10 protein-coding genes are annotated in these 12,291 nt (G+C 49.6%); 7 read left to right on the top strand and 3 right to left on the bottom strand.

Translation table 11 applies throughout. The annotated features are described in order from the left end of the window. Positions 1-3: 3 nt before the first annotated feature. Positions 4-696 (top strand): 5'-methylthioadenosine/S-adenosylhomocysteine nucleosidase, encoded by a 693-nt coding sequence (gene mtnN / locus J3999_RS02475; protein ID WP_208126389.1) that lies wholly within the window; start codon positions 4-6, stop codon positions 694-696. Positions 697-781: 85 nt separating this feature from the next. Here the strand turns inward: mtnN and J3999_RS02470 are convergent, their stop codons facing one another. Beyond that, positions 782-934, bottom strand: a complete 153-nt coding sequence (locus tag J3999_RS02470) for a hypothetical protein (protein ID WP_173286636.1) — start codon at positions 932-934, stop codon at positions 782-784. 273 nt (positions 935-1,207) lie between these two features. On the opposite strand from J3999_RS02470, the gene J3999_RS02465 reads away from it, so the two are divergent. Together J3999_RS02465 and cobN are read left to right on the top strand one after the other, a co-directional pair. Then, positions 1,208-3,484: a TonB-dependent receptor gene (locus tag J3999_RS02465; protein WP_208126388.1), complete on the top strand. Its 2,277-nt coding sequence runs from the start codon at positions 1,208-1,210 to the stop codon at positions 3,482-3,484. 15 nt (positions 3,485-3,499) lie between these two features. Next, complete coding sequence (gene cobN / locus J3999_RS02460) at positions 3,500-7,759, top strand: cobaltochelatase subunit CobN (protein ID WP_243755285.1); 4,260 nt, start codon at positions 3,500-3,502, stop codon at positions 7,757-7,759. Between the two features lie 136 nt (positions 7,760-7,895). Here the strand turns inward: cobN and J3999_RS02455 are convergent, their stop codons facing one another. After that, positions 7,896-8,594 (bottom strand): hypothetical protein, encoded by a 699-nt coding sequence (locus J3999_RS02455; RefSeq protein ID WP_208126386.1) that lies wholly within the window; start codon positions 8,592-8,594, stop codon positions 7,896-7,898. A gap of 797 nt (positions 8,595-9,391) precedes the next feature. Here J3999_RS02455 and J3999_RS02450 point away from each other — a divergent pair. Beyond that, positions 9,392-9,697 (top strand): hypothetical protein, encoded by a 306-nt coding sequence (locus J3999_RS02450; protein WP_208126385.1) that lies wholly within the window; start codon positions 9,392-9,394, stop codon positions 9,695-9,697. Here J3999_RS02450 and J3999_RS02445 read toward each other — a convergent pair. Next, positions 9,694-9,972: a hypothetical protein gene (locus J3999_RS02445; RefSeq protein WP_208126384.1), complete on the bottom strand. Its 279-nt coding sequence runs from the start codon at positions 9,970-9,972 to the stop codon at positions 9,694-9,696. The two genes, J3999_RS02450 and J3999_RS02445, sit on opposite strands and share 4 nt — an antisense overlap. A gap of 71 nt (positions 9,973-10,043) precedes the next feature. On the opposite strand from J3999_RS02445, the gene J3999_RS02440 reads away from it, so the two are divergent. The 3 genes from J3999_RS02440 (at position 10,044) to rimK (ending at position 12,190) form a co-directional block, all read left to right on the top strand. Then, on the top strand, positions 10,044-10,556 hold the full coding sequence (locus J3999_RS02440) for a MotA/TolQ/ExbB proton channel family protein (protein WP_208126383.1): 513 nt from the start codon (positions 10,044-10,046) through the stop codon (positions 10,554-10,556). Positions 10,557-10,565: 9 nt separating this feature from the next. Then, entirely contained in the window at positions 10,566-10,901 is a 336-nt protein-coding gene (locus J3999_RS02435) for a DUF2149 domain-containing protein (protein ID WP_243755245.1), read from the top strand. 383 nt (positions 10,902-11,284) lie between these two features. Continuing rightward, positions 11,285-12,190, top strand: coding sequence for a 30S ribosomal protein S6--L-glutamate ligase (gene rimK, locus J3999_RS02430; protein ID WP_208126382.1), 906 nt, complete (start codon positions 11,285-11,287; stop codon positions 12,188-12,190). The last annotated feature ends 101 nt before the right edge of the window (positions 12,191-12,291 follow it).

Below are 12,291 nucleotides of genomic sequence, written 5' to 3'. Positions count from 1 at the left end.
TCGATGAAAGTTGCCATTATCGGGGCGATGGAAGAAGAGGTTGCATTGCTGCGCAGCAATTTGACCGATATGCAGACCGAAACCCACGCCGGTTTTGAATATTATCTGGGCAAGATCGACGGTATCGAGGTCGCATTGCTGCGTTCCGGTATCGGTAAGGTCAACGCCGCTATCAGCAGCACGATCCTGCTGCAGTTGTATGATCCGGATTTTGTTATCAATACCGGTTCCGCTGGTGGCTTTCATGTTGATTTGAATGTCGGCGATGTGGTCATCAGCAGTTCGGTCTGTCATCACGATGTCGATGTGACGCCTTTCGGCTATGACAAGGGACAGGTTCCGGGAATGCCGACGCATTTTATGCCGGAAGACAAGCTGGTCAAAGCGGCGCAGGCTTCCATTGAAGATTTGGGCGAAGTGGTGCATATGCATGGCCTGATTGCGACCGGTGACCGTTTTATGCATCACCCGGATGATGTGGCCAGTACGCGTGAAGCTTTTCCGGAGATGATTGCCTGCGAAATGGAGGCTGCGGCCGTTGCACAGGTGTGTCACAGCTTCGGGAAACCGTTTGTGATTATCCGTTCTCTGTCGGACATTGCCGGTAAAGAGAACAAGGTGACTTTCGAGCAGTATCTTGAGCAGGCGGCGACCCACTCCGCCAAAGTCATCTTAGGGATGTTGCAGCACCTCTAAACCGCCATTGATTGATGTGCAAAAACAAAGGGCCTGGTGAGTATTCACCAGGCCCTTTTGCTTTTAGGAGGCTATGAATCGAGAATTATTTCAGCGGTTTTTCGCAGTCGAAAGACCAAGTACAGCCGCCGGAGTTAGAACCGGTAACCGGTTGGCCGTCAAATGACCATGAGTCCGCCGTAGCGTTTACAGTAAATAGTGATCCGGCGATAAAGAGTGAAGCCAATAGTGTTTTCATAAATATTCTCCTTGGTATGAATATTAACTTTTACTAATATAAGTTAATTTGATTCTACATAAGAATTTACTGATGTCAATAACGGTTGCCCTCACTTGCTGTAGATCCTTTAACCGTTTTGTCATTAATGGCTTTCGGTACCGGTTTTTAATGGTCGCTTAAAAACCGCCTATGCCGCGCCGGTGCGACAATTTGTCGCATTGTTTCGTTGCTGGCTTGCCCCTAAAATTTTGCGCTAATTCAAATCATTAGAACAGAAGACCAGAGGCGGCGATGCATCCTAAACCTTTTCACTACAATGCATTAATTTCGGCTTTATTGCTGAGCTTCACTCAATTCGGTTACGCCGACGACAGCAGCGAACTTTCCAAAGTAACGATTTCTTCTTCGACCATCGAAGACCGATTTGAATCGGATGCCGATATTCCGGCCAGTACGACGGTGATCAGCGGTGAAGCGGTAGAAGCAAAGCACGCGACCAATATTATCGAGGTACTGCGTTCCATTCCCGGAGTTACCGCTGATCTGGCCGGTGAAGGCGATGGCATCAAGATCAAAATCCGCGGTGTGGATAATCAGCGTTATATGGGCGAGAAGCCGGGTGTGGCGATTGTGATCGACGGTGTTCCGGTTTTCGAGCGTACCGGTAAGGTGAATATCGATCTGGATAATATCGAATCGATCCGCGTCGTCAAAGGGGGCGCTTCCTATCTGTTCGGTGAAGATGCGCTGGCCGGTGCGGTGATTATTACCACCAAGCGCGGCGCTGCGCATGCCGGCGTGACCCTTGAAGCGGATCTCGGCTCTTACGGTTATACGCGTACTCTGGTCAAAGCGGGCGTTGCCGAAGAGGATTTTGCCGGTCATGTGCAGGTAACCGATCGTCATAACGACGGCTTCTATGCTTTGTCGCAACGCGATGCTGAAGCGGTCTCCGGTGCGCTGGAATATTACCTGAACGATCATAGCGAGTTGACGTTCGGTTTTGAAGATGCGCAGCGCTTCCGTGATCGAGACGGCTCTGTACGCGGGGTCACCGCCGCCGAAGAGGATCCGGAAGGGGAAGAGGCCGGACGCGGCTACACCCGAATGTTCAATGTCGATCTGTCGCGACTGAATCTGACCTATTCGAACGACTTTTCGGACAGCGGTAACTTTATGGCGGTCGCCTATCAGTACAAAGACATAACCGATTTCTGGTCGGCACCGATTAAATACGACGGCGACGGCAATCCGGTCGGTGACGATCAGGTCGATATGTATGCCAATCTCAACGATTACGAGCAGGTGCAGCGCGGTCTGAAACTGGAACTGCGCGATTCGTTCGGCGAATTTGCCTTAATGGGTGGGGTTGAACTGAAGAAAAATACCTTCGATGAGCAGACCACGGTGAAAGAGGACTATCGTACCTATTCGCGCGGCGAAACGATTACCGCCGGGACGATAAAGTCGGACTCTTACCGCGAAGAGATCACTAAAGCGGTCTACGGCGAGGCGAAGTTTAGAGCGACCGAAAGCACGACGCTGACCGGGAACTACCGTTTTGACCGCATCGAGCTGGACGGACATGATCGTCTGGAAGACAGCTATGACAGTAATGAGTTCAATGTTCACTCCTGGCGCTTCGGTGCGGATCAGAATCTGTCCGAAAAAACCTCTCTGTATGGCGCGGTTTCCACCGGTTTCCGTGCGCCGAGCCTGAGCGAACTTAGTACCAATGCCGATTTGGAGCCTGAAACGACCTTTAACTATGAGTTGGGTGTGCGCTCCGAGCTGAATCTGTTCGGTTGGAATACCCATATGAACAGTTCCGTGTTCTATATCGACCGACGGGATTTCATTACCAATTCCACCGGCCAGTACGTCAACTCGAATGTCGATCAGCTCGACGATGTCGAGTCCTACTATGACAATATCGGGCAAACGACTTCCAAAGGTTTTGAACTGGCGCTGCAAACCGAGAAAAAACACAATTTCTCGTTTGATTTCGCCTACACCTACCTGATCAGCAAGTTCGGCAGCTATGACGATTTCTATCTGGCTTTGGGTAATCCATATGGTGTGGTGGTGAATTCGGAAGAGGAGTTGACGACCGGCACCTATACCACGCGCGCCGGGACGCAGACCTGTACCCCGGACGACTGTGTTTACTTTAAGCCTTACGACAACAGCGGTAATTATGTGCCGCGTACTCCGCAACATATGGCGAACTTGCGCATTAACTGGTATCCGACAAGCAAAGTAACCTTTACCACTGAAATCGATTATCGCGGCGAGAGTTATGCCGATGAGATCAATCAGGAAAAGATGCCGGCGCGTACACTGCTGAATTTAGGTCTGGAATATCAGACCAAAGCGCAGGTTGTCGGCGGAACGCAAGGGCTGCTGACCCTGTTCCTGAAAGTAGACAATGTGTTTAATGATCAGTTCTACTCGATTGTTCGCGGTACCTACGACAGCAATTCCGACGGCGTGTATGACGCCGAAGACCTGTCGATCAACGTCGATCCGGGCCGTGTCTGGATGGCAGGTCTGAAAGTGAAATTCTAAGGAGAGAGTAGAGTGATGCAACCCTTGGTGAACTGGGTGTTTCTGATCGGCGGGTGTCTGTCATTTTTGACGGCGCCCGTTTTTGCGTCGGAAAGCCTCGATAAAAAAGAGCCCAAGGTGGCGATTGTTTCCACCGATTTTGTGCTCAGCAAAAAGTTTAAGCTGCTGAGCGAAGCGGCCGCACAACAGGGCGTGCAACTGAACTGGGTGCAGGTGGATGCCAAAGACGGTTCCGGCGGTAAGGATGGTGTGCACAAGGCGTTGCAAAATGCCGGACTGGTAATTGTCGATGCGCCGCGTACCGACGATCAGGCGAAAGTGGATTCGATCGCCGGTGACAGTCTGCGCGCTTTGCAGGTGCCGGTTGTGCATATCAATCGTATGAGCCGTCCGGTTCGCCTGAAAACGGTCAACCTGCCGACCGAAATCGGTCAGCAGGTGTACGGTTACTATCTGGGCGGTATGAGTGACAACCATCGTCTGCTGTTTGACTATGCGGCGGCAATGATCAACGGTACGGATCTCGACGCCGTACCTTTGCCGATTGAGATGCCCAGCGGCGGTATTTACCATCCTGCGTACCAGCAACAGGTCTTCGCGGATCTGGATACATATATTCAGTGGTGGAATCAGCGCTCGGGCAAAGACGGTACCGAGGGACTGGTGATTGCCATGGAAACTACGTCGAGCTATATCGCCGACGGTCAGACGCGTCATCTGGACGAAACCATTGCCGAAATCGAAAAGCGTGGTGCCATGCCGCTGTTTTTCTATCGAGCCGCCCGTGTGACTCAGAACACCTTTAAATCGCAGCAGTCCGTCGAGCGCGAAGCGGCGTTAAAGTCGGCGCAAGACAAGCCGGCCGGTTACGGCCGGCCGCAGACTTCCTCTAAAGCGGAAGGTCGTCCATCTGGCCGTCCGGCCGATGCTTCCGGTAACCCTGCTGCGGCGCGCTGGGGCGCTCCAGCCAAGCCTGCCGCTGATGATAATCCTTTCCCGAATCCGAAAACAGGGCGTCCGTACCAATTCAACGAGCCGCTGATTACCTGGCGGGGCAAGGTCTTGCCGCAGGTGATGCTGGTCAATACCTTCCTTGGTGGTGATGTCGAAGGACGCAAGTTGCGCTATCAGGCGCAGGGGATTCCGGTCATCAATATTCTGCACTACCGCGACGGCGGTCGCGAAGTCTATATGCAGGATTTGGCCGGTGTCAGCTCTTTCCGACTGCCGTTTACCCTGACCAATGCCGAATATATCGGGATTCAGGATCCGGTGGTGTTGACGGTCAATCCGGACGGTGAAATGATTCCGTTGCTGGAACAGATGGACTTGCTGATCGGCAAGGCGATTAATCTGGCCAAGCTACAACGCAAAGCCAATAAGGATAAAAAGCTGGCGCTGCTGTTCTGGAATCATCCTCCGGGCGAGAAAAATCAGGGCGCTTCGAATATGAATGTACCGCGCTCGATCGAGAAGCTGGTTGCCGATCTTAAGGCGCAAGGTTATGCGCTGGAAAATGTCGGTGAGCAGGAAATGATTGATGCGGTGGCCACCATGTTGCGTCCGGCCTATAGACCCAACGAAGTCGAAAATCTGATGAAAACCGAGCTGTGGGACTTTATGCCGCTGGAAACCTATCGCCAATGGTTTGCGACGCTGCCGCAGTCGATTCAGGATGATATGAACGGCCATTGGGGCGATGCCGCGACAAACGGCTGGGTGGTCGATTATCAGGGGCAGAAAGGGTTTGTCATTCCGCGTCTGAAACTGGGCAACCTGATTATTATGCCGCAGCCGAACCGCGGCGGCTCGACCGCCGAACAGGATAAGGATCTTTTCCACGACACTAAAAAACCGATGAATCATTATTACGCGGCGGCCTATCTGTGGCTGCGCGAAGTGTACGGCACCGACGCGATTATCCATTTCGGAACCCACGGGACTCAGGAATGGCATCCGGGCAAAGAACGCGGTCTGTGGGCTTACGATTATCCGAATCTGGCGGTCGGCAATACGCCGGTGGTTTATCCGTATATCGTTGATAATATCGGCGAAGCGCTTCACGTGAAACGTCGCGGGCGCGGCGTTATCATTAGCTATCAGGTACCGCCTTTCTCGCCGGCAGGCCTGTCGGACGATTTTGTCGCCATTAACGACGCTATCCGCGAATATATCTCGCTTGACGAGGGTCTGGTCAAATCCAACGCAAAAGACCTGATTATCGAACAGGCGGTGAAAATGAAGATTCCGGAAGATATGGGTTGGAAGGTGGCCGATCTGCACGCGAACTTCGACAGCTTCCTGCGCGATATCGAAGACTATCTGGAAGATCTCGGTTCGGCGATGCAGCCTTTAGGGTTGCATACGTTCGGCGAAACCGCCGAGCAGGATCATCTGGCGTTGAATATTATGCTGATGCTCGGTGATGACCTGATGAAGCCGCTTGGTGTCGAAAACAGTCGCCAACTGTTTCGAACCGACTATAAGTTGCTGAAAGAGACGGCGCCTTTCAAATTTGTGCGATCGCATATTATTGACGAGCAGTCTTTAAGTTCCGTTGATGCCGCTAAGCCGGAATTGGTTGCGGCGGTCAAGCAGGGTATTAAACATGCGCGTAATATGCGTGCCGTGTCGGAAACGGATGGAATCTTGGCAGGATTGGCTGCGAAATGGGTTGATCCGTCTTATGGAGGCGATCCGATCCGGAATCCGGATGCGATTCCGACCGGGCGCAATATGTACGGTTTCGATCCGTCGCGTATTCCGACCAAAGCCGCCTATGAAGCAGGTGTTCAAGCGATGCAGCAACTGATTGAAAGTCATCAGGCGACACACGGCGAATTCCCGAAAAAGCTGACATTCTCGATGTGGAGTACCGAAACTCTGCGTCATCTTGGGATGCTGGAAGCACAGGTATTCTATGCGATGGGCGTCAAGCCGATCTGGGATCGAGGCGGGCGCGTTACCGGTCTGGAAGTGATTCCGCTCAAAGAGTTGGGGCGTCCGCGTATCGACACGGTCATCTCGCTGACGGGTCTGTATCGCGACCAGTTCCCGAATGTGATGGAGCGCTTTAACGAAGCGATTGTCATGCTTGCCAGTCTTAATGAAGGTGAAGAGGATAACTTTATCCGTGCCAATACCTTGCGTATTGAAAAGGCTCTGATCGAGCAGGGCGTAGAAGCCAAAGCGGCCAAGAACTTCGCGCTAACGCGTGTCTTCGGCACCGAAAGCGGCGACTACGGCACCAAATTGCCGGATGCCACGCTGGCTTCGGACAAGTGGGAAGAAGACGACGGCAAACTGGCTGAGCTGTATCTGTCGCGCATGTCTTGGGCTTACGGTCCGGATACCTCGCAGTGGAGCAGAAAGCTGACCACTAAAGACGGCAAGCCGGTCAATGTCTATGCCGAGCAGTTAAAAGGAACCTCGGCGGCGGTCTTCTCACGTTCCTCAAACCTGCGTGGGTTGTTGGACACCGATCATCCGTTTGAATATCTCGGCGGGATTTCACTGGCTCTGCAACACCTGGAAGGCGAAGCGCCGCAGTTGTATATCTCAAATATGCGCGACCCAAAAAAGGCCAAGCTGCAAACTGCCGAGCGTTTCCTGGCGACCGAATTGCGTGCCGTATATCAGCACCCGAACTGGGTCAAGGAGATGCAGAAAGAGGGCTATGCCGGAACTTTGCAGATGTTGAATACCATCAACAACTTCTGGGGCTGGCAGGTCATGGACCGCAATGTGGTGCGCGACGATCAGTGGCAGGAGTTCCACGAAGTTTATATCAAGGACAAATACGAACTGGATATGAAAGAGTGGTTCGAGAAGTCCAATCCAACTGCCATGGCGCAAATTGCCGAGCGTATGCTGGAAGCGATTCGCAAGGACTATTGGAAAGCGAGTGAGGAGACCAAAAAGGAACTGGTGCAGGTCTATCAGGAAATGGCCGAGAAGTATGATGTGCATACCGATAACCAGACTTTTAAAGCCTATGTTGCCGAATTGGCGGCGGGTTATGGTCTGAGCGCCGCTCCGGCACCGGATATGGCCACTTCTGCCGCCGAACCTACGCCTGCTGAAAGTATGGATCAGCCAGAGTCTGAAAACTCGGAACAGACCGAGCAAAGCGAAGAACTGGAAACCGTGCAAGGGCAAGTGATGCAAGAACAACAGCCCGAAGAGCAACAGCCAATCGACCAACCGAAATGGTGGTTGTTACTCGCCGCTCTGCTCGCGGCAGGGGCTTTGCGTCAAATCTATTTAAGAAAGTAAAACAAAGCTTTTTCTAACTAATAAAACGCCCTTAAATGGGCGTTTTTTGTTTTGATTATTAGAGTTTGGAGTAGTAAGGTTGCTGGCTCCATTGCTTTTTACCTCGTTTCCAGGCACTTGATTGTGTTGGTAATCGTTAATCCGCAGTGCTGCCTGATTTGATTTTCTTGTCAATTTCGTGTGTAAACACTCTTTGCATGAGTTCGGTATAAGCCATTAAATAATTATTCAGCATATCAAATCGATTTGTCCAAACTTCAAAAGCACCATTCGGCTCTTGAGGTATTGGCATCATGGCAATTTCAACGATCCCATTTTTATTCCTGGTAAATGAATCAAAGTATTGGTCAAACTCTTGGTCATATTTTCCATTATTAAAAAGCCTATTCACATTTAGAACCTCACGAATGAACTTTTCTGAATTTTTGAACTCACCATGTGAGTGCGCAATGATATGTCTTAGTTTTTCAATAAAGGGCAGCATAAACTTAAAATTGGCACCAAGTTGATTTTTGGTGTCATAAACTTCAAGAGTCGGATATAACCTAAAAAATTCAGTACGAATGTTAGTAACTGTTAATTTGAAATTTTTATCACATGGAAGAGATGAACCACCTTTTAAGCATGGTTGCTTAAATTCAAATCCTAAATCTAATAGTATTAAATACAAACTTTTCATGAACTCTGAAAAAGCTTCAAACGCTTGAACCAATAACAGTTGATACATCTTGTTCCAGCTATCAATCAAGTTCAGCTTGCTTTCTTCAAAGCTATATTTTTTTGAATCGTATGAAATTGCTTTGTTATCAACCGAAAAAAATAAAAAGTTCTGCATACCAAAAAAGTCATTGTGACCAAATTTAATTCGGTTCTCATTCTGGTTATGTAGCTTTTGCCATCCATGTTTGAACATATCATCAAATTAATAATTGGGGTCAGAGTAAAATTAAATTTGGTTTTTTAATTGAGAAGCCTTTTTAAAATTTCACTTTGCCTTGTTTTCATCTAAAGGCTTCCCCCTACTTTGTTGCTTGTCCAACAAAGTAGGCAAAAAAGGACACCCCGTTCCGCTTACTAAGGCTGAGTAGCGCTTAATTTTGCGCGGCTTCAACTCCCTCGCTTTGCTCGGTCAGACAGCCACCGCCGCTCCTGCAAAATTTTCGCTGACTCAGCCTAAGCGCACTCCAAAGGGGATTATTGTCTTTAGGCTATGCTTGCGTATAACACCTTTTCTACTATTTTGAGGCGATAGAGAATCTTCGTTCTTTCGACGAAAACAATGCCAAATAAATGGGTTCCCTTTAGAGCTGAGATTTAGAGTGGCTTAGTGATAATTTTGCAGGAGCGGCGGTGGCTGTCTGACCGAGCAAAGCGAGGGAGTTGAAGCCGCGCAAAATTGAACGCTAGCCAGTCTTAATCGAACGGTAGAGGGTGTCTTTTCTTTTTGACCTTTTCTTTGGACAAGAAAAGAAAAGGTCAAAGAAGCTTATAAGCGATGGGATGTAAACACATTGCTATTTATAGATTGGTTCCTTGTAATCTAATGATTTCAATAAATTGTTGTTATGAATCGCTTGTCGAACGTTGATTAAAATAACTCTTCCTAAATATTCCAGAGAGTAGGTGATTTGCATGATGCCGGGAAGCAGCCATTTTAAAAATATCGTTAAGGATACCAATATCAGTTCGGATGAAGCCTTACGACGTTTTGATATTAATTTAGAAAACCTTTGCAGTTGCGGTCTTCCGGCGGAGGAGATGGAATCCAAGATTCGCGAATTATCCAAGCTTTCTTCCTGGTTGCAGGAAGCGATTGAAAAGGGTGAAACGATGGAAAACCTGCAGTCACGTGCATCGCAACTGGCTAAGTTGGCATTTGACCTGGGTTGCTGTCGTGAAGAAGTTGAGCAGCTGTTAACGATCTATCCGAAATATTAAGGATTTTCGTGCGTTTCCTCGCGGGAATGGTGCAGGGAGAAATTCATAATACTTCCAAAGTGGGGATTAGTGTCAGAATAAGGCGCTAATCCCTTTTTTATTTGCGGTTCCGAAACTTCTAAACTCCCTGTATTAACTCTATTGTGGGGTTGTGCTCCTAAAACTCCTGCTTTTGTAAAAATACAAATCACTGCCTGCAACCGAGCGTAATTGTCTGGAGTGCGACAATTTGTCGCATTGTCTATTTGTCTCCCGCCCTCTAAAATTTTTCGCATATAAAAGCGCCATGATGACCTTTGCTCAGCAGAGGTGTGAACTGATCAAAAGAGCGTATTCAGGAGAAACTATGAATTTTATCGAAATGACGATGGCGGAGATCGCCGGTCTGTTTTTAATGCCGGTGCTGATTATTCTGGCACTGATGTTTGCGTTTGCGTTCTACGAATTAGGAAGATTTGGCTGGGAGTGGCTCATGCGCTCTTTGGGCAAGGATGCCCATCAGCCTTTACAACAATTTTGGGCGAAAAATCCTCAGGCCGATCAACAGGAAGTCGAGCTTCAATTGCTGAGACAGATCGAGCCTTTGCGTCTGGTTAGCCGGATTGCGCCGATGCTTGGGCTGGTAGCGACCATGATTCCGATGGGGCCGGCGCTTATGGCGGTCGCCAACGGTAACTTTCAGGAAGTGGCCAGCCAACTAACGGTCGCTTTTGCCGCAGTTATTATCGCGCTCTTGTCGGCTTCGATGACCTTTATGACGCTATCGGTGCGTCGTCGCTGGTTGTTGGAAGAACTCAAGGCATTGCTGAAAGCCAAGGCGAAAGAGGCTGAAGCAGAACCTAAGTTAAAAGCGGCTTGAGACAGGGCGATGAGTCAGATTGATTTGAATATTATTGAAGAAGACGAAGACGATCCGATTCTGAGCGTGGTCAATATGGTGGATCTGTTTCTGGTCGTGATCGCGGTGTTGCTGATTATCGTAATGAGCAACCCGATCAATCCGTTTAACAGTGCCGAGGATGTCATGGTCATTAAAAATGCCGGGCAGCCGAATATGGAAATTCTGGTCAAAGAGGGCGATGAGCTTAAAGAGTATAAGTCGACCGGCCAGATGGGTGAAGGTAAAGGGTCTAAAGCGGGTGTGGCTTACCGCTTGGAAGACGGCAGCATGATTTATGTTCCGGAGGATTCCACCAAGAAATAACCTTTGCTTGTGCGAAGCTGTAGAAAGCGCTTTCCCCGGCGTTTTCCGGCAGCGAAAGTAGCGGTACGGTTCGCGATATTTCGCAACATCTTGCAATATTTCGTAACTTATTCCCACGTTTCCCGCAGTCTGAACTCCCGTCAGTCCCTTTGTCTAAGGCTGAATCAGCTGCGGTTTTTTTATTTCTCCTTCCAGGCGGATTCTCTGCCGGAAAACGAAGTTCTCCGTTATCAATTTTTTCTTGTTTAATGCAAAATTTCGATAGGCAAAATGCCTGTTAAGAGTGATAATTGCAGTTTTTTACATCCGGTCTTATCCGGTTTGTCCTGCCTCTGACAAATCCTGTTTTATCATGATTTTTATGACTTTTTGAGGAGTCTGCTATGAAAATTGCACTGATGTCGCGTGACGCGAACCTATATTCCAGCCGTCGTCTTGTCGAAGCGGCACAGAGTAGAGGTCATGAGATCGAAGTGATCGATGCTCTGCGTTGTTATATGAATATCAGTCCGCATAATCCTCAGATTCACTATAAGGGGCGGGTGCTGGAAGGCTTTGATGCGGTGATTCCTCGTATCGGTGCTTCGGTCACTTTCTACGGCACCGCAGTTTTGCGCCAGTTTGAAATGATGGGCGTTTATCCGCTGAATGAATCGGTGGCCATCAGCCGTTCGCGCGATAAATTGCGCAGTCTGCAGCTTCTGTCGCGTAAAGGAATCGGCCTGCCGGTTACCGGTTTTGCGCATTGTCCGGACGATATCGACGATATGTTGGAAATGGTCGGCGGGGCGCCGGTGGTGGTTAAACTGCTTGAGGGTACTCAGGGGGTCGGAGTCGTTCTGGCGGAAACCCATTCGGCGGCCGAGAGTGTTATTCAGGCTTTTCAGGGATTGAAAGCGAATATCCTGGTTCAGGAATTTATCAAGGAAGCCAAGGGCGCGGATATCCGTTGTTTCGTGATCGGCAATAAAGTCGTGGCGGCGATGAAGCGTCAGGGCAAGGAGGGGGAATTCCGCTCGAACCTGCATCGCGGCGGTTCGGCCAGCTTGATTAAGATTACGCCGGAAGAACGCTCTACGGCGGTTCGTGCCGCGAAAGTGATGGGATTGAATGTTTGCGGTGTCGATCTGCTGCGATCCAATCACGGGCCGGTGGTAATGGAGGTGAACTCTTCGCCGGGTCTGGAAGGGATCGAAGCGGCGATTGCCAAAGATATCGCCGGCATGATTATCGAGTTTCTGGAAAAGAACTGTCGTGCCCATAACACCAAGACGCGCGGTAAAGGCTGATTGCCGCTTGTCAAAAGCAGCATAAGCTGCCGGGTGTGTTGAGACAGCGCCTCTGAATATCCGACCGCCAGTTGTCGGGCGAAAAAAACGCCGCACGGAAT

Source organism: Thiomicrorhabdus sp. 6S3-12 (assembly GCF_017571475.1).
Classification (GTDB): domain Bacteria; phylum Pseudomonadota; class Gammaproteobacteria; order Thiomicrospirales; family Thiomicrospiraceae; genus Thiomicrorhabdus.
Note: the sequence above shows the minus strand (reverse complement) of the source record. Positions and strands in the feature narration are given on the sequence as shown.